The 17,075-nt window shown below is 37.3% G+C and carries 14 protein-coding genes and 1 riboswitch; of the genes, 4 read left to right on the top strand and 10 right to left on the bottom strand.

The window, feature by feature from the left end; all coding sequences use genetic code 11:
• Positions 1–23: 23 nt before the first annotated feature.
• The 6 genes from CLO1100_RS19440 to tkt form a co-directional block, all read right to left on the bottom strand.
• The gene (locus tag CLO1100_RS19440; protein WP_014315478.1) at positions 24–1,319 is read right to left on the bottom strand and encodes an ATP-binding protein; all 1,296 of its coding nucleotides are present in this window, start codon (positions 1,317–1,319) and stop codon (positions 24–26) included.
• A 99-nt stretch (positions 1,320–1,418) separates the two neighbouring features.
• Positions 1,419–1,832, bottom strand: a complete 414-nt coding sequence (locus CLO1100_RS19435; protein WP_242836638.1) for a hypothetical protein — start codon at positions 1,830–1,832, stop codon at positions 1,419–1,421.
• A gap of 9 nt (positions 1,833–1,841) precedes the next feature.
• A complete protein-coding gene (locus CLO1100_RS19430) occupies positions 1,842–3,413 on the bottom strand; it encodes a DUF4173 domain-containing protein (RefSeq protein WP_014315476.1) in 1,572 nt (523 codons plus the stop codon).
• A gap of 35 nt (positions 3,414–3,448) precedes the next feature.
• A complete protein-coding gene (locus CLO1100_RS19425) occupies positions 3,449–3,682 on the bottom strand; it encodes a helix-turn-helix transcriptional regulator (protein ID WP_014315475.1) in 234 nt (77 codons plus the stop codon).
• A 15-nt stretch (positions 3,683–3,697) separates the two neighbouring features.
• Entirely contained in the window at positions 3,698–4,168 is a 471-nt protein-coding gene (locus tag CLO1100_RS19420) for a DUF2975 domain-containing protein (RefSeq protein WP_014315474.1), read from the bottom strand.
• 210 nt (positions 4,169–4,378) lie between these two features.
• Positions 4,379–6,367 (bottom strand): transketolase, encoded by a 1,989-nt coding sequence (gene tkt / locus CLO1100_RS19415; RefSeq protein WP_014315473.1) that lies wholly within the window; start codon positions 6,365–6,367, stop codon positions 4,379–4,381.
• A gap of 266 nt (positions 6,368–6,633) precedes the next feature.
• On the opposite strand from tkt, the gene CLO1100_RS19410 reads away from it, so the two are divergent.
• Positions 6,634–7,443 carry a metal ABC transporter ATP-binding protein gene (locus tag CLO1100_RS19410; RefSeq protein WP_014315472.1) on the top strand — a complete coding sequence of 270 codons (810 nt, stop codon included), beginning with the start codon at positions 6,634–6,636 and terminating at the stop codon, positions 7,441–7,443.
• On the top strand, positions 7,443–8,279 hold the full coding sequence (locus CLO1100_RS19405) for a metal ABC transporter permease (RefSeq protein WP_014315471.1): 837 nt from the start codon (positions 7,443–7,445) through the stop codon (positions 8,277–8,279). Before CLO1100_RS19410 ends, CLO1100_RS19405 begins: the two co-directional genes overlap by 1 nt.
• 279 nt (positions 8,280–8,558) lie before the next feature.
• Here the strand turns inward: CLO1100_RS19405 and CLO1100_RS19400 are convergent, their stop codons facing one another.
• Positions 8,559–11,030, bottom strand: coding sequence for a N,N'-diacetylchitobiose phosphorylase (locus tag CLO1100_RS19400; RefSeq protein WP_014315470.1), 2,472 nt, complete (start codon positions 11,028–11,030; stop codon positions 8,559–8,561).
• Positions 11,031–11,489: 459 nt separating this feature from the next.
• Positions 11,490–12,383: a TraB/GumN family protein gene (locus CLO1100_RS19395; RefSeq protein WP_014315469.1), complete on the bottom strand. Its 894-nt coding sequence runs from the start codon at positions 12,381–12,383 to the stop codon at positions 11,490–11,492.
• A gap of 128 nt (positions 12,384–12,511) precedes the next feature.
• Between CLO1100_RS19395 and CLO1100_RS19390 the strand changes: the two genes are divergently transcribed.
• Positions 12,512–14,434, top strand: coding sequence for a glycoside hydrolase family 3 protein (locus CLO1100_RS19390; RefSeq protein ID WP_014315468.1), 1,923 nt, complete (start codon positions 12,512–12,514; stop codon positions 14,432–14,434).
• 283 nt (positions 14,435–14,717) lie between these two features.
• On the opposite strand, the gene CLO1100_RS19385 is transcribed toward CLO1100_RS19390, so the two are convergent.
• A complete protein-coding gene (locus CLO1100_RS19385; RefSeq protein ID WP_014315467.1) occupies positions 14,718–15,017 on the bottom strand; it encodes a hypothetical protein in 300 nt (99 codons plus the stop codon).
• Positions 15,018–15,244: 227 nt separating this feature from the next.
• Positions 15,245–15,796, bottom strand: a complete 552-nt coding sequence (locus tag CLO1100_RS19380; protein WP_014315466.1) for an ECF transporter S component — start codon at positions 15,794–15,796, stop codon at positions 15,245–15,247.
• Between the two features lie 100 nt (positions 15,797–15,896).
• A riboswitch (FMN riboswitch) is annotated at positions 15,897–16,025 on the bottom strand.
• 155 nt (positions 16,026–16,180) lie between these two features.
• Between CLO1100_RS19380 and galU the strand changes: the two genes are divergently transcribed.
• Positions 16,181–17,056, top strand: coding sequence for a UTP--glucose-1-phosphate uridylyltransferase GalU (gene galU, locus CLO1100_RS19375; protein WP_014315465.1), 876 nt, complete (start codon positions 16,181–16,183; stop codon positions 17,054–17,056).
• Positions 17,057–17,075: the final 19 nt, after the last annotated feature.

Raw genomic sequence — 17,075 nt, 5'->3', positions numbered from 1 at the left:
CTATCGGTTTTTTATTTATAATGCTACTTATTATTTTTTCCGAGTAGATATGTGATAAAATGTTGAGCTGTTCTTCCTGACAGACCGCCATTGCGAAGTTCCCATCGATTTGCTTCCAGATAAAGTTCTTCTTCAGGAATATTGATATGATATTTATCGGCAAGTACCTTAACAATTTGCTGAAATTCTTTTCTGTTGGGGGCTATATACAGAATCGGTAAACCAAATCTTGCTGATAGTGAAAGCTTTTCCTGAACCGTATCGTTGGTATGAAGGTCGTCATCCCTGTCGTTCTTGTCACTCCACTTCTCACGGATAATATGTCTTCTGTTAGAAGTAGCATAAATTAGTACATTTTCTGGTTTTGCCTCAAGGCCTCCTTCTATGACAGCCTTCAAGTATTTATAGTCTGTTTCAAAGTCTTCAAAGGACAAGTCGTCCATGTAAATGATAAACTTATATTTTCTGTCTTTTATCTGTTCTATAATAAGAGGCAAATCCCTCATTTGGTGTTTATAGACCTCTATCATTCTGAGACCATGTTTAAAGTATTCATTTAAAATAGCTTTAATACTTGATGATTTACCTGTACCGCTGTCGCCATACAATAGCACGTTATTGGCCTTGTGTCCCTGTACAAAAGCTTCTGTGTTCTTAATAAGCTCGTTCTTTTGAAGTTGATAGCCAACAAGGTCATTAAGAAGTATTGGTTCAGTGCTTGTAATAGGCTTCAGTTCAATAGTTTTATCACAGTGTATAACACTGAAAGCTTTGTTTAATCCATACTTTCCAACACCGAACTTTTTGTAGAAGTTAGTTATTATCTCATAGAATGTATGTTCATTCTCAGATGCTGATAGACTATTTACGAGTTCTTTAAAACATGGCAGATTATTATTTATATTTTTATCGGTATCGGAGGAAATATAAGTTTTAATGATGTTTAAAGACTGGGTTTGGAGAACTTCATCAATTAAGGACAAATCAAAGTCATACAATTTTTTTAATATAATGAAATCATTTAATGCCAGCTCATTTATTGTACCACTTGGTTTTACAGATACTTCACAAGACCGTGAAAAGGCATTTTCATTGGTAATAAGAACATAGGTAAGGTAACAATGAAACAAATTACCACTAAAACCCTTGTCAACTGAAAACTCAACTAATTTATGCAAACCTTCGTATAGTCTTGACTTTATATTTTCCTTGGAAAAAGCTTTGCTTTGGTAATTGTTTATAACCCACGAAAGGTCTTCAAAAATATCAGGCCGGTAAAAATACTTATACAGGATTAATTCATTTGTGTTAATATACATAAGCCGCAGTTCCTTTGCTATTTATGTTTTATTTCTGTTATAGCACTGACCACAGGGTATGTCAACAAAAAAGGAAGTTAGTAGAACAATTATACAAAACTAAGATATTTTTCTGGTAGTTAAAGCATAACCGCTTATAAAAATTTGGATTATTCCGGCTGCAAAAAATTCTACAGATGGCAAGTACCATTCTCCCAGAATTATCACCTGAGCTATTACGCATATCAATAGCATTAATCCAATTATGGCTGATGACAGCCAAGACATATTAAAGCTGTTTTTAAGGCACATAATTGCCGAAAAAATGTTACCTGCTCCAAACAAAAGAATTGCAATTATACCGGGCTGAACCCAACTATTAAAAGGTAATTTAAAAAGCCACTCAGTGGGATATTCAGAGAATATCCCACTATTGGATTGTATCATCTGTATCCCTATGACAATAGCTGTTATTGCTAAAACTAAATCATATAGCCCCAGTATGATATTGCTTTTTTGTTTCACTATAACCATCTCCTTAAGCTACTTGGACCGGCTAAGTACCTTTGATGCCTCAATGCTGTCCAGTGTAAAGCCGTATAGTTTGTTTCGTACAGAAAGCTGGAGTTTTTTATTTTCTACTATTTCATTAAAGTTTATTTCAGTTTTTTGGTGTGTCGGTAAATCCCACAGTTTTTCCAGTTGAGGAGCAGCGGTATAGGATAATTGATTCAAATAAAATATTACTGAGGGTTCATCAGGATTTTTAAGGTAGCTGTCTACATTGTATTCTGCAATAATTTTTTCAATGTTAGCCAGGCTTAATATACAAACACCTACGATTACAGTTATTCCTATCCATTTCGTAACATCCAACCTGATTTTAAAGCACTTTATTATCATCCATAGCAAACACAATCCAATTACCGCCATAAGCCAGAGTGTCAAGACACGTTTGATACTAAGGCCGTAAGCACTTATATACATAAACATTCTCTTAACTGCAGATATAAGTAATATGCCATCACCCGCACATAGAACCACTGTTCCAAGGCTTATCCATATTGAAAGCTTTTCATTTTTTTTCTTAGTCATAATTATAACAAAAAGTGCAATGGCAAATATTATAGCTGATGCAGTACATAGTTCAAAGAAGCCACGTCTTGCATACTCTGCATAGCTTATTCCGGAAGTTTTTATATTATCTAATCCCCCGAAGAGATACATGAACTGAAATCCTACAAATGCTATCAAGAACATATTTATAATGGTTAAGAAAGTACCGGTAATAACAGGCTCTATGCAGCTGCCCAAATTTTTTACGGTTTTTTCTTTGTGTTTTTCATACTTTAAACCAAGCAGTGCAGCGCCAAGAAATACACCTGACGGAAGTCCTAAGAATAATTCTATAGTTATTCTGTCAAAGTCTAAACCTATAAAGTTCTTAAATGACCTTACCGAAGCAGCGAATACTGCATCTGCCTGAACAAATAATCCCATAAGGATTGCGGCAACAGGTATAGCCACGATTATGCCTATTAAGGCGTACAAGACGTTTTTTGTAGTAGCAGATTTCTTGTTCTTGAGTATTCCAAAAGAGTAGAAAGGCATTGGAAGATTAGTAAACGGCTTGGCGAATAGGTTCGAAATAACTTTGACAAGTGTGTCCGGCGAAAATAAGCTGTTTATCTGAAAATTGCCAAGAAGAATAAGCTGTATGCATATAATCCCAATTAACGTAAGCCATGTAATCCATCTGGTACTTGGATTGTAATGAATAAAGAAGCTTACTGCCATTAGCATTGCCGGTATGGTTAAAATTACAGCTGCCCTATTAAGGGGAGTATCATTCTCCCTGAAAAAGTAATAAATGCTGCAATAAAAGGCGGCGAGATATATTGGGGCAGCAATTCCCGGAGATTGGAAAAAAATTGTTTCTAAAAACAGTATACATAATATAATACTCAATAATGAGATTGTTAATCCTTTGGATGAGGTAACACGTGATTTAAATTCAAAATATTCGGGTTTTTTATTTCTTGGAACATAACTTGCATAATAAGGTGGGGGTAATGGAGTGGCTGAAGCTCCGGATATTTGATCATTGTTTTCCATTGTAAGACTCCTCTCAATAATTAAAAAATATATATTTATTCGTCTATTTCTACGGTTTTTTCTTCAGCTGGTACGTATTCAAGGATATCACCGGGCTGGCAGTTTAAAGCCTTGCATATCTCCTCAAGGGTTGAAAATCTAATGGCTTTAGCCTTGTTGGTCTTTAATATTGATAGGTTAGCAGTAGTTATACCTATTTTTTCAGCTAGTTCTGTTGAACTCATTTTTCTCTTTGCAAGCATTACATCAACATTTACTATAATCGGCATAGTGGTTCTCCTTATCTATATTGTCAAGTCGTTTTCTTGCTTATATTTAACTGCCTGATAGAACAACTCTGCGATAATAAATATGCAGGCAGCTAAAAATAAAAAGGTCAGTCCTACAAGAATAACGAATACCGACGGGATAAAGAATATGCCTATAATATACGCAAGTGCTACAGGTAAACACAGGTAGGATATATATTTAATTCGATTGGCCGTATCAAATGTAAAGGGGCTTTTTGAATTAATATTATGCAAAACCTTTTTTGCTTGAATTAATATTGTAAAAGCACATATACCGGATATTACTAAAAGTACCATCATGGAATAATATATTCTAGGCTCTACAGTTGTATTTTTTAGTAGAAGGTAATAGTTTAGTGTCCATGGCAAGCTGGCAATCAATATAACGCCAAAAACCTGAAACACTGTGCAGAGCACTTCCATAAGCTGACTTAAACCTCTTTTTCCAAGTATCTGATAACCCATAAATAATTCACACCTTTTTTATCTTAATATATTTATTGTACCGCTATCCAAATGTAATATACATCTATTGTTATCGTTTGTCAATAAAAAAGTATCAAGTATTAATAAATACTTTTCGATATTCAGTATTTTTCTCATATAAAAAAGAACCCGTGAAAATAATACGTTATTTTCACGGGTTCTTTTTTTATATATTTTGTTTAGAATTAATTATTTAGCCAAAACAGCCTTCGCCTTTGCAACAACATTTTCAGTTGTGAAGCCAAAGTGCTTGAACAGCTCATCTGCAGGGCCGGAAGCACCAAAGGTATCTATGGAAATTACTTCGCCCTTTAATCCAACATACTTATGCCATCCGAATGAGGAAGCTGCTTCAACTGCCACTCTGTTAGCGACAGATGATGGAAGTACGCTTTCCTTGTATTCAGCTGACTGTCTATCAAAGAGTTCCATTGAAGGCATACTTACAACTCTTGCATCAATACCTTCTGCTTGCAGTTGTTTGCCGGCTTCAAGAGTAATGTGAACTTCTGAGCCACAAGCTATCAAAATGATTTCAGGAGTTGCATTCTTTGAATCCAATAGAGTATAAGCACCCTTTAAAGCTACTTTTCCGTCGATGTCAAGAACAGGGAGGTTTTGTCTTGTTAATACCAGACAAGTAGGTGAAGATGGGTTTGTTACTGCTGTAAACCAACCTGCAGCTGTTTCATTTGCATCAGCAGGTCTGAAATCAATGAAGTTTGGTATACTTCTTATTGATGCCAACTGTTCGATTGGTTGGTGAGTAGGTCCGTCTTCTCCAACACCGATACTGTCATGAGTCATTACGTATGTTACAGGTGTCTTCATAAGTGCTGAGAGTCTCATAGCACCCTTTAAATAGTCAGTGAACACAAAGAAGGTCGCACAGTACAGTTTTAATCCGCCATATACAGCCATTGCATTTGCTATAGCTGCCATTCCGTGTTCTCTTACACCGAAGTGAAGGTTTCTGCCGCTGTAATCTTTAGCTGAGAAATCTCCTACACCCTTCATAGCAGTCTTGTTTGAAGGTGCAAGGTCAGCAGAACCTCCAACAAGATTAGGAATTCTTTGTGCCAGATAATTTATAAGATTTCCTGAAATAGCTCTGGTTGCATTTGCTTTAGGCTCAGCTTTCCAGAAGTTTTCATCGTTTAGAAGCATTTCTTCGTAGCTGTTATTATGCCACATTTCCCATTCCTTTGCGAGACCTGGGTATTCAGCAGCATATTTATTGAACATATCATTCCACTCATTTTCAGCTTTAATACCGGAATCAACGAGTTCTTTCATGTAAGCTGAAACTTCTTCATTTACGTTGAAGCAATCATCCTTGCACATTCCCAAGAATTCCTTAGTCTTTGCAAGTCCTTCTTCTCCAAGAGGTTCACCATGAACAGAAGAACTTCCTGCTTTTGGTGATCCATAACCGATTTGAGTATTTATGATAATAATTGTAGGTGCACTTGTGTCAGCTTTTGCCTTGGCAACTGCTGCACTGATGTCCTCAACACTGTTTCCGTCTTCAACTTTAAGTACTTGCCAACCATATGCGTCGAAACGTTTTGCAACATCTTCTGTGAAAGCTATGTCTGTATTTCCTTCTATAGTAATATTGTTGCTGTCATAAAGTAATATAAGCTTGCCCAGTTTCAAGGTACCTGCAAGTGAAGCTGCTTCGCTTGCAACACCTTCCATGAGACAGCCGTCTCCTGATAATGCAAAAGTATAGTTATCAACTATTTTGTAGCCGTCCTTGTTGAATTTGGCAGCCATAAATTCTTCAGCCATTGCCATACCAACCGCATTGGCAACACCTTGACCAAGAGGTCCAGTTGTAATTTCAACGCCCGGTGTATGTCCGTATTCAGGATGTCCCGGAGTTTTACTGTTAAATTGTCTGAAGTTCTTCAAATCTTCCATTGAAACATCATAACCGAACACATGCAGCATTGAATACAGCATTGCTGAACCATGACCTGCTGAGAGTACGAATCTGTCTCTATTTGGCCATTGTGGGTTTTTGGGATTATGTTTCATATGTTTTGCCCAAACAGTATAGGCTATAGGTGCTGCACCCAGTGGCAAACCCGGATGTCCTGAAGATGCTTTTTGAACTGCTTCTGCAGCCAACACCCTTATAGTGTTAATAGAAGCTGTGTCTATCTTGCTCATTATTAGTCCTCCCCAATATAATTATTACATTAAACATATTAACACAAAAATATATAAAAATAAGTATCTATTACAAAAAATTATAGTTATATAATAAAAAACTTCAAAAATTAATCCTGAATTTCTCAACAGATATAACTAAGTGTTTGCATATGAATAGTGATTCATACCATATATTCTTAAAAATATTATCTTTTCGAAGGGAAAGGTGTATAATAGTTAATACTAAAATTAACTGCAATATAATTGGAATATGAGGAAATATAATGGAAGAGTTTATTGGAAAGCACAGAGGAAATTGTGAGAATAGCTTGGGCTGCTGCGGGTATTGCTGTACTAAAATAGAGAATTTTTCTGTAACGATAGGGAGAACGCAAATATTGCAGGATGTAAACCTTCACTTACATTGTGGGGAGTTGACTGCCATAATAGGCCCTAACGGGGCAGGAAAGAGTACTTTACTTAAATCCATACTCGGAGAAATTAAGCATGAGGGTAATATTGTGTTTGCAGGAGCTAGTGGGGAGGCTGGCGGGAGGCCTGTTGTTGGCTACGTACCTCAGCAATTGGAATTCGATACTTCCGCACCTCTTAGCGTAAGAAACCTGTTTGTATCATGTATGAGCAGAAAACCTGCATGGCAGGGTGTTTCAAAAAAACTGGACAAAAGGATTATAGATTGTCTGGACAGAGTTCAGGCAGATAAACTTATAGATAAACGATTGGGAGCTTTGTCCGGTGGAGAGCTGCAAAGAGTATTACTGGCGCTGGCACTTGAGCCAATGCCACAGCTTTTACTTCTGGACGAGCCGGTGTCAGGGGTTGACAGGAAGGGTCTTGAAGTTTTCTATGAGATTGTGTCTAAAATAAGGAAAGAGTATGATCTGACTATAATACTTGTATCCCATGATCTTGATTTGGTAAGGAAACATGCAGACAGAGTGGTTTTGTTAAATAGGACGGTAATACTCAATGGAAATCCGGAAGAAGTTTACACTGATAAACGGATGCATGAAACCTTCGGTTTGACCGGTTTTTTGGGAAATGAAACGGACGAGAACGGAGGCGGGAAATAATGGTGCAGATATATAAAATACTTGATATTTTGTTCCCGTTCAGTTGGCTCGATTATGAATTTATGAAAAATGCCTTCCTGGCTATTTTGCTGATTGCTCCGGTATTCGGTATTCTGGGAACAATAATTGTAAACAACCGTATGGCATTTTTCTCTGATGCTTTGGGGCATGGTGCGTTTACCGGTATTGCAATAGGTACGGCAATAGGTATTTTTCAGCCTATGTGGTCTGCGATAGTGTTTTCTATTGCTTTTTCTGTACTGATTACAATTGTTAAGAATAAAACAAAGACATCTACAGATACAGTTATCGGGGTATTTTCTTCTGCTGCAATAGCCTTGGGCGTTGTACTAATGTATTCAAAAGGCAGCAGTAAATACTCTTCTGTTCTGGTAGGAGATCTTTTAAGCATAAGTGCCGGAGAGGTAGGGCTATTGCTCATTATAGCCATTATAATAATCGTACTTTGGTTAATGTTTTACAATAAAATACTTTTGGTAAGCTTGAATCAATCACTGGCAAAAAGCCGTGGAATAAATACCATGGCGGTTGAACTGGCTTTCACATCTGCTATAGCGGTGGTGGTAACAGTCAGCATACAGTGGATCGGACTTTTGATAATTAATTCACTTCTGGTTCTTCCTGCTGCTGCTGCAAGAAACGTATCATCAAACGCCCGGCAGTACAATATCATTGCACTACTGATTTCCTTTGTTTCAGGTATTGGTGGCCTTATCATGTCATACTATCTGGATACTGCAACGGGAGCAACAATAGTTATTATTGCAGCGGTTATATATTTTATAACACTTGGATTAAGAAAAAGGTTTATTTAATAAGAAGGGGCTGTTTTAACACCTGTACTCCCGTATAAAATTATATCAATGATTGCTTCTAAGATATTTGCAAGAGTTTATAACGGCTCATCATAGGATATTTTACCGTCGCTCACATTCATCATCCATGATTCATTGTGTCGCTAATACCTACATCGTGTAGATATTACGGTAAAATATCCATGTTCGCCGACAAATATCTGCAAATATCTTTAACCAAGCCTCCATTGATACAATTTATACTAACGTACAGGTTTGCAACAGCCCCATTCTATTTTATTAACCCATTACTACTACTATTTCATTAGTATCTTTAAGTTCATTTATGCTGATATAACAGCCATCAATATGTTTTCCGTTAACGGTAACGTATTGTACTCCTTTTTCCACTCCCTGACTGTTATCGACAGTTATATTGAGAACATTATTTCTGAATACCTTGGTCATTTTAAAGTTCTTCCAGCTTGAAGGGATACATGGACTTATTTTTATACCGTCGTACTCAGGCTGTAGCCCCAGAATTCCGTATACCATTGAAACCATAACGGTTGAAGCTGTACCTGTCAGCCAGTGAACATGTGAACGTCCGTGGTTTTGGGTATCAATTCCTTCTGTAGCCTGCCCATGGATATATGGCTCCAGTTTTCTTTTTTCGGCATTGTCGTTCATGGCAGCGGGATTTATTTCGGTAAAATATTCATAGGCCCTGTTACCATTTCCTATTATTGTTTCAGCTAGTATCAACCAGCCTTGGGGCTGTGAGAATATTCCCGCATTTTCCTTGGTTCCGGCATTAAAAAGTGACATTCTTGCAACAGGAAGACCATATTCCCTGAAAGCCGGGTAAAACAACATTGCACCATATTTAGTATTCAAATTGTCATATACCTTATCAAGAACGGTATTGGCCATTTCTCCTTCAGCGGCACCGCTTATAACGGACCAGACCTGAGGATTAAGCCACAGACTTGCCTCGGAATTGTTTTTCGATCCAATAATATATCCGTCCTCAGTGAAGCCACGGACATATTGATCCCCTTCCCATGCGGATTTTTGGATATTTCCACTTAATTCTTCAAGACAGTCTTTTGCCCATGCAATATCATCTGAAGCATCCTTTTTAACTGCAAATTCTTCAAAAATTTTAAGGGCATAGTACAGCTGGAATGCCACGAAGAGAGATTCTCCTTTTGAGCCAAGTCTAAGGCAATCGTTCCAGTCAGCAAATAACCCTGCCGGTAGGCCATGGCTGCCCTGTCTGTCCAAGTTAAACTGTATTGCTTGTTTAAGGTGGGTGTAAACAGATGCTTCGCCCTTGTCAGCGTAAGGGATTGTTTGATCTATAAAGCCCCAGTCACCGCTTTCCTTAATATATGTAATAACAGTTGGGAAGAGCCAAAGTGCATCATCTGCCCTGTAGAAGGATTGTCTCGTTTCTTTTGCATATTGTGATTCATCAGGAGTAGTTTCCTTTCCGGGCTTATGGTCGAATTTCACAAGAGGCAGGCCGCCGCCGTTGGAAACCTGTCCCGAAAGCATAAGCCAAAGTCTTTCTCGTGCAGCATTATGGTCCAAGTGGATTATACCCTGTATATCCTGTACCGTGTCACGGTATCCTAACCCGTTTCTCAGACCGCAGTATTGGAAAGAGGCTGCTCTGGACCAGAAAAATGTTATAAAGCACTGGTATGCATTCCATACGTTTGCCATATTATTAAAATTATCATCCGGGGTTTCCACCTGAAGATTGCCTAGCCTTGAATGCCAGAAGGTTTTCAGTTGTGAAAGTTCAAGGGACACAACCTTGCTGAAACCGAAAGAATCTTCACAAGAGCATATGTTAGTCTTTTCAACGGCATCATATTTTGAAATAATATTTCTTGCAAAGTCTTCATTTCCTGCCCCAAGGAGGAAAGTCATTTCAGCTTCCTCACCGGGATTTAATTCTATATCTGTCTGGACAGCCCCAAAGGAATTTCCGTTATAGGCAACGGTATTTGAACACTTTCCTGATTCTACGGCAACAGGATTGCCATAATTTCTATAGTTACCTATAAAAATATCTCTTTCGCCGTCAAAAGCAGAAACAGACTGACCTGCCAGACCGAAAAACCTGTATATAGGGTCGCCCTTTTTATTGGAAGTTCCTTCAACATCTGCTGATGCCTCGCTTCCATTTTCGTTAATTACCTGGAGTATGTGATTATCTTTAAAATATGTTTTACTTATAAATTGTGAATATTGAAGATTCACAGTGTCATTTTCATAGTGGTCATGGTTTGTGAATTCCGCCATGCCATATATAGATAAGCTCCGTTTGTTTACGCCATTATTCTTTATTCTGAAATTCCATACTTCATAGTTTTTATCAAGAGGAACATAATAAAGGGTACGGCTTTCTATATCCTTGTAGGAGGATGAAATAATAGTATAGGCAGTTCCATGTCTGCACTCACTCTTATAGCTGTCAATTGATTTACAAACCGGCTGCCACGAGCCTGACCAGTAATCCCCGTCTGCATTGTCTCGTATATAAATAAATCTACCGGGTTGATCGTTGGACATGGAATTTAATCTGAAACGAATTATTCTCCCGGCTGCACCGGATTTTACAAAACTATAGCCCGTTGCATTGTTGGATATAATTGCACCGTAGTCTACAGACCCAAGATAATTACACCAGGGGGCAGGAGTATCCGGGCGGGTAATAACATACTCCTTGTTAACTGGATTAAAATGACCAAAATTCATTTAAAGCACCTCCGAAAACCAAATTCAGAGATAATAATATCATAAATCTTAAAATAAATGTCAACAATTCAAAACATTAGAAAAATAATTATTAACGGATAAAGGAAGGTGCTTTAAATAAATATAGTTGTAGACATTTCCGGTGCTTCAGGAGCCATACATGGAATCAGACTACTTGAGGTACTCAAGAGTGTACCCCAAGTATGAGCAAATATGCCGTTGAGAATATAGGGCTCGAAACGGACTACGGTATTGAGCAGGTGTTGGGTTTGCAAATTTCACATATGATAAAGATAGTCTGGCGGCGAGAATATCCAGCGGCTCATATATTACCGATGCAATGGTAATTCCTTGATGATATACTGAATCACCAGGCTATGAAAATATGTGATTGCTTAGGTATTGTCAACGATATAGGACGCAGATGGGAGTAATTTATCTGGAAGCCCTATTAAAGTACTACAGCTGTTCTACTTTATAGCCTTTTTCCTTAAGCATATTGATAACACCATTCTTTCCTGCCAGCATCGAAATGTCAGCTACGGCAAAATATTTACCACCGGATTTTAAATTTTTAATAATGCATTCATAGGTTTTTTGGGTTACTGTTGTTCGAAAGGCCTTGTCAAATGAATATAGCTCGCTAAGGCCCTCGATGTTACCTTCTTTCCATAACGCCGTTGCATTTTTTACAGTTTCAGACTCCTTTTCTACAACGTTAATTGTATTCTCAAGTAGTGAACCTTGAAGAGAGTATGACATTGAGCTAAGCCTGCTTAGCTGTAAATCAGGAGATTCAATTTCAACTATTGACTTTCCGTCTTTCTTTGCCTTTGCTACAAAATATGAGGAAACAGGGTTTTGTAAAAAATTTTGTGAGTTGCTAATTGCAAGACTAGAAATTAGGTTTTCTATTACCCAGGGCATAAAATTCTTGTAAGCAGCAAGTGATTTCTTATTTTGAGTATACTTTTTTATAAGGTTGTCTGCTTTGGTATACTGTTCCTTTGTTAACACCTTATCTATGGTTGTTTTTGATAGCAGCCCATATTTTAATAGGGCTGTTACGGTTTGGTCCTGTGTAGTTTTTGTCATATCAGTTTCTACAATTATTTTTGAACATTCACTGTATACCTTTTCGAGTTGTGCATTTAAAGGGAATATGCTTTTGTCTGTAATTGATAATGATCCCACAAGGTATGTAATATTTCTTTCCGAGGTATCATTTTGATTTGTAACTTTCCACATGCTTATATGGTTATTCTCGGCAGGAAGGGCTTCAGTAGAAGCTGAAGATGCCAAAGTAAGGCATATAATAAGTATTAAGGTAATAAAGGGTAGTAATCTTCTCATTGAAAACCTCCGGATTATATTAATTTATTAAATACTACTAACTATATTAAGATATAAGTAGATTAATGTTGATATATTACAATTATTTTAATATTATAGTAATATATACCAAACACTGGGGTGATTAATTGAACTTTAAAAGACTGGAAAGAATACTTCTGACCTCTTTATTAATATTATCACTATGCTGCTGCAGTAATACTACACCTAATACACATAAGGCTCCAAACAACACTCATATTTCCACAGACAGCGGAAATAATTCAGGAGTAATGGCAATATACGACAAAGAAAAATCAATCAAGGAAAATATAATTGCATATATAAAAAAGATGACACTGGAGGAAAAAGTAGGTCAGATGATTATGGCGGAAAAGGACTTTATTACCGCTCAGGATGTTAAAACCTACTCAATAGGGTCTGTTTTTGCCCAAGGGGGTTCAGCTCCGGAAGAAAATAACCCGGATGGTTGGAGAAAAATGATATGTACATATAAAAATGCGGCTAAAGAGTCAAGGTTATCGATACCTCTCTTATTTGCCGTAGATGCCGTTCATGGTAACAACAACATGAAGGATACCGTTATATATCCTCACAATATTGCCTTGGGAGCTACTCGTAACGGGAAACTTGCAAGGGAAATTGGAGCAGCCGTGGCAGATGAATTAAATTCAATAGGCGTTGATTGGACATTTTCCCCGTGTGTTGCAGTAAGCAACGATATAAGATGGGGGAGGGATTATGAGTGTTTCAGTGAGACCTCAGATCTTGTGACTATGATGTCAACTCCTTTTATAACAGCTCTTCAGGAAAAGGGCATAATTGCATGTGCAAAGCATTACGTGGCAGACGGAGCAGTTGAATTTGGCTCAGGCATGAATGGACTGCTTGATCGTGGAAATACCAATATCAGCACAGAGGAACTTAAAGATAAATATATATCTGTATATAAAGATGCAGTTAAAGCCGGCGTTAAATCAATTATGGTCTCATACAGCAGTGTAAAGGGTAGGAAAAATCACTCTGAAAGAGACCTTATAGAATACAAACTTAAGCAGGATATTGGCTTTCAGGGAGTAGTAATCAGTGACTATGAGGGTGTTGAATATCTGGATGGCAACAGCCTTTATGTAAAAATAGCAAATGCTGTGAATGCCGGAATAGACGTATTAATGGAAGGGAAACGGTGGAAGGAGTCCTATAAATGTTTACTGGAGGCAGCAAGTGAGAAGCGGCAGGATATAAATATGGATAGGATAGATGAAGCAGTTTTCAGGATACTAAGAGTAAAAATGGAGTCAGACAAATTTGACGAAAAAGGTGATAGGACAAATAAAGATTATGATATCAGGCAGAATTCCAATATTCAAATTGCGGAACAGGCTGTGAAGGAATCATTGGTTCTTCTGAAAAATAAAAAGAACATACTTCCTCTCAAAAAATCAGCAAAAGTTGCAGTTGTTGGACCAGCCTCAAATAATATAGGTGTACAATGCGGCGGTTGGACAAAGACATGGCAAGGTGGATTGGATGTCGGAGATAAGAGATGGATGGGCGGTACAACTATTCTGGATGGATTTAAGGAAATGGCAGATGAAGGAAGAGGTGTTATAATCACCGATCCTGCAAAAATAAAGGATGCGGATGTGGTTGTCGCAGTTTTAGGAGAACACCCTTATGCTGAAGGAAGAGGCGATGAAAAAACGCTGGGATTAAGCGAAGGGCTGGCTTTTAGTGAAAATGCCCATACACTGAAAATTGCATATGAATCAAAGAAACCCGTAGTTGTCATTATTGTATCGGGGAGACCGAGGATAATCACAAGTGAGATTAATAAATGGGATGCCCTGGTTGAGGCATGGTTACCCGGCACAGAAGGAGGGGCGGTTGCACCGGTTATTTACGGAGATAACTGCAATTTCAAAGGACGACTACCTGTGAGTTGGCCTAAATCAGCTGAACAACTTCCCATTACAATTGAAAAGTTGGATAACAATGAAGAATATGATGCTCTTTTTCAATACGGATTTAGTTTAAAATATTCAAATTAACCCACTTTTCCACACTTATGTGAACTATCAAATTTAAATTATGCACAGATTTATGCACATTATCCACATATATAATGCAATATTAAAAAGTATGTAAAAAACGTGGGAAATCCTTGGTCCCCATGAGGTTTTATAATTATTCACAGTTTTTTGTAAACAGTATCACATATCCACATGTTATAATTAACAAGTAATTCAGAAGTTATCAACAGCTTTTAGAGTATTTTGTTGAAAAAATAAAAAGCGAGGAATTTTCTCTCGCTTTTTACAATATAATATAACGTTATAATTCTTCTTCGTCAGTTTCTTCATCATCAAGAATATCATCTTCAGCTATAAGTTTCTTGTCATTGTCATCCAAACGTTCCAGATAGTCATCAATAAGATATGAAGCATCATTTTTTGTCATGGTTTCAAAGTTCATATCACTGATATCTTCATTTAACTGCTCTGCCAACTCTTTGATATACTCAATTTGCTGAGTTGTAGCCAATTCTACCATAGATTTAACATGTTGGTCACATTTTTTGTTTGTGCAATTCCCGCTAATCTTCAAAGAGCCGCATTTATTACAAAATTCCATACCAATATCACCCCGCAATTATTGCATTAGCAAATTAAAATTAATTGGCATATGATGCCCATGTGACACTGTCACAATATGATGTTAATATTATAATACGTGCTAATTATTTTAATGTAAATATGTAATTCCTAATATTTTATATTTTTGATAACATATATCATAATAGCTATAACAAATAATTGCAATCATTTCCTGATTTTTGGTGTGATAGTCTCCGGATAGCCTTATTTCAGGGCTATCTGGGATAACAGTCTGCCGGCAGATTTGTACAATAATAAGGCGATAACTGAGTTAATACCTGCTTTCATTAAATTAAAAGGAAGCAGAGCCGGAACAATCATTTTAATTACAGCATCAACCGGAGTTCCTGCAAACAAAGGATAAAAGATCATGTTCATGGGTATCATCAGTGCAGTCATTGCAAGACTTCCTAGAATTAAACCGATAACAGCACTTTTAAGAGTTTTTTTCTTTAAATAAACTATAGAAGCGGTACTTACCAGAGCTGACGTAGCAACAATATGCATAACGCAGCCTATCCATCCGCCGCCGGTATTAACTGCCAGTGTTTGAACAAGAGCTGTTACAATAGTAAGGATAACGCCTTCAACAGGCCCAAAGATAAATCCTCCTATAATAATGGCTACGTCTGCCGCATCGTACACAAGGAACGGTGCACCGGGAAATGGAAATTTCAGAGGAGATATTATAAGAATTACCGAAATTGCTACCAATACACCCATTGTTGTCATTTTTCTGATTCTACTGCTATTCATTGAGATTTGCCCCCTTATGGTAATGTAAATAAAAGTAAATTAAAAAGCCCTGCGAATAATAATCCACAGAGCTTAACCAAATAACAAATTAGTGTTGTTTAATGTTCTTCTTTCATCCAGACTGTACTGTCGGCCATGGAATCACACCATGTCTGCAAAACGCTCGCGGGCTAATACAAAATAGTACATTACCGCCGGTAGGGAATCACACCCTGCCCTGAAGATATTATGAAGTTTTTAATCATAGCTATGTTAAAACTATAACATAAAATACAAGGATAATCAATGCATTGGATTAAAAGGGTATAAATGGAAACATTTGTTGCGATAAAATTAAAATATGTGGTAAAATATATTTGAATAAAGTACATATGGAGGAAATCTATGAAAGTACGAAAGGCGATAATACCTGCTGCCGGTCTTGGAACCAGATTTTTACCTGCAACCAAGGCACAACCTAAGGAAATGATACCTATAGTCGACAAACCTACTATACAATACATTGTTGAAGAAGCAGTTGCTGCGGGGATAGAGGATATACTTATTATCTCCGGAAGAAATAAAAGAGCAATTGAAGACCATTTTGATAAATCTTACGAATTGGAAGAGGAGCTCCATAGAAAAGGAAAACAGGAGCTGTTGAGTGTTGTACAGGAGATTTCAAATATTGCAAATATACACTACATAAGACAGAAGGAAGCAAAAGGCCTCGGACATGCTATTTATTGTGCTAAATCGTTTATCGGCAATGAGCCTTTTGCTGTCATGCTGGGTGACGATATAGTGGATTCTCCGGTACCATGTATTAAGCAGTTGATGGATGTATATAACGAATACCAGACTACTATCCTGGGAGTTCAAAAAGTACCCCTTCAGGATGTAACAAAATATGGTGTTATCGGTGGAACACAGATAGATGAAAGAGTATATAAGGTAAAAGGATTGGTTGAGAAACCGGAGGTTGAGCAGGCACCATCAAATATAGCTATACTGGGTAGGTATATTATTTCTCCCAGAATTTTTGAGTTCCTTCAAACTGCTACACCGGGTAAGAATGGTGAAATTTGGCTCACAGACGCATTGCAGAATTTGATGGAGCAGGAAGCAATGTATGCTTTTGATTTTGAAGGCGACAGGTATGATGTAGGCGACAGAATAGGATTTTTAAAGGCTACGGTAGAATTTGCTCTAAAAAGAGATGAATTAAAGGATGATTTTACAGCTTTCTTGAAACACAAAATGGATCAGCTTCCTGAATAACAATGTATTATCAAAAAAA

The organism is Clostridium sp. BNL1100, assembly GCF_000244875.1.
Classification (GTDB): Bacteria; Bacillota; Clostridia; order Acetivibrionales; family DSM-1351; genus Ruminiclostridium.
The sequence above is the reverse complement of the archived record's forward strand: the minus strand, read 5'-3'. Positions and strand labels throughout refer to the sequence as shown.

Excerpts from the sequence above, each read along its gene's own strand:
- CLO1100_RS19440 (WP_014315478.1), bottom strand. The coding sequence starts at position 1,319 with ATGTATATTAACACAAATGAATTAATCCTGTATAAGTATTTTTACCGG.
- CLO1100_RS19435 (WP_242836638.1), bottom strand. The coding sequence starts at position 1,832 with ATGGTTATAGTGAAACAAAAAAGCAATATCATACTGGGGCTATATGAT.
- CLO1100_RS19430 (WP_014315476.1), bottom strand. The coding sequence starts at position 3,413 with ATGGAAAACAATGATCAAATATCCGGAGCTTCAGCCACTCCATTACCC.
- CLO1100_RS19425 (WP_014315475.1), bottom strand. The coding sequence starts at position 3,682 with ATGCCGATTATAGTAAATGTTGATGTAATGCTTGCAAAGAGAAAAATG.
- CLO1100_RS19420 (WP_014315474.1), bottom strand. The coding sequence starts at position 4,168 with ATGGGTTATCAGATACTTGGAAAAAGAGGTTTAAGTCAGCTTATGGAA.
- tkt (WP_014315473.1), bottom strand. The coding sequence starts at position 6,367 with ATGAGCAAGATAGACACAGCTTCTATTAACACTATAAGGGTGTTGGCT.
- CLO1100_RS19410 (WP_014315472.1), top strand. The coding sequence starts at position 6,634 with ATGGAAGAGTTTATTGGAAAGCACAGAGGAAATTGTGAGAATAGCTTG.
- CLO1100_RS19405 (WP_014315471.1), top strand. The coding sequence starts at position 7,443 with ATGGTGCAGATATATAAAATACTTGATATTTTGTTCCCGTTCAGTTGG.
- CLO1100_RS19400 (WP_014315470.1), bottom strand. The coding sequence starts at position 11,030 with ATGAATTTTGGTCATTTTAATCCAGTTAACAAGGAGTATGTTATTACC.
- CLO1100_RS19395 (WP_014315469.1), bottom strand. The coding sequence starts at position 12,383 with ATGAGAAGATTACTACCCTTTATTACCTTAATACTTATTATATGCCTT.
- CLO1100_RS19385 (WP_014315467.1), bottom strand. The coding sequence starts at position 15,017 with ATGGAATTTTGTAATAAATGCGGCTCTTTGAAGATTAGCGGGAATTGC.
- CLO1100_RS19380 (WP_014315466.1), bottom strand. The coding sequence starts at position 15,796 with ATGAATAGCAGTAGAATCAGAAAAATGACAACAATGGGTGTATTGGTA.
- galU (WP_014315465.1), top strand. The coding sequence starts at position 16,181 with ATGAAAGTACGAAAGGCGATAATACCTGCTGCCGGTCTTGGAACCAGA.